1 pseudogene is annotated in these 1,006 nt (G+C 57.8%); it reads right to left on the bottom strand.

From position 1 onward, the window contains the following. Positions 1 to 171 precede the first annotated feature (171 nt). Positions 172 to 1,006: pseudogene (locus BUB73_RS17505) on the bottom strand (hypothetical protein); the annotation flags it as partial.

The raw sequence follows: 1,006 nt of genomic DNA, 5'->3' as shown, positions 1-1,006 counted from the left end.
CCAGCGGACACTCCCAGCAGACACTCCAGCAAACACTCCCAGCAAACACTCCAGCTGGGATTCCAGCGGACACTCCCAGCAAACACTCCCCCGATGATTCCAGCAGGGACTCCAGCAGAGATTCCAGCGGACACTCCAGCTGGGATTCCAAGCAAAGACTCCAGCAGACATTCAGCAGGGACTCCCCAGCAGACATTCAGCAGAGATTCCCCAGCAGAGATTCCAGCGGACACTCCAGCAGACATTCAGCAGAGATTCCCCAGCAGACACTCCAGCAGGGATTCCAAGCAAAGACTCCAGCGAACATTCCCCCGATGATTCCAGCGAACATTCAGCAGGGACTCCCCAGCAGAGATTCCAGCGAACACTCCAGCTGGGATTCCAAGCAAATACTCCAGCGGACACTCCCCCGATGATTCCAGCGGACACTCCCAGCAGGGATTCCAAGCAAAGACTCCAGCGGACACTCCCCCGATGATTCCAGCAGACATTCAGCAGGGATTCCCCAGCAGGGACTCCCCAGCGGACACTCCCAGCAAACACTCCCCCGATGATTCCAGCGGACACTCCCAGCAGACACTCCAGCAAACACTCCCAGCAAACACTCCAGCTGGGATTCCAGCGGACACTCCCAGCAAACACTCCCCCGATGATTCCAGCAGAGATTCCAGCGGACACTCCAGCAGGGACTCCCCAGCAGACATTCAGCAGAGATTCCCCAGCAAACACTCCCCCGATGATTCCAGCGGACACTCCCAGCAAACACTCCCCCGATGATTCCAGCGGACACTCCCCCGATGATCTGAGCAAAGATTCCCAGCGGACACTCCCAGCAGACACTCCAGCAAACACTCCCAGCAAACACTCCAGCTGGGATTCCAGCGGACACTCCCCCGATGATTCCAGCAGGGACTCCAGCAGAGATTCCAGCGGACACTCCAGCAGACATTCAGCAGAGATTCCCCAGCAGACACTCCAGCAGGGATTCCAAGCAAAGACTCCAGCG

The organism is Fibrobacter sp. UWH6 (assembly GCF_900142465.1).
In the GTDB taxonomy this organism is placed as follows: domain Bacteria; phylum Fibrobacterota; class Fibrobacteria; order Fibrobacterales; family Fibrobacteraceae; genus Fibrobacter.
Note: the sequence above shows the minus strand (reverse complement) of the source record. Positions and strands in the feature narration are given on the sequence as shown.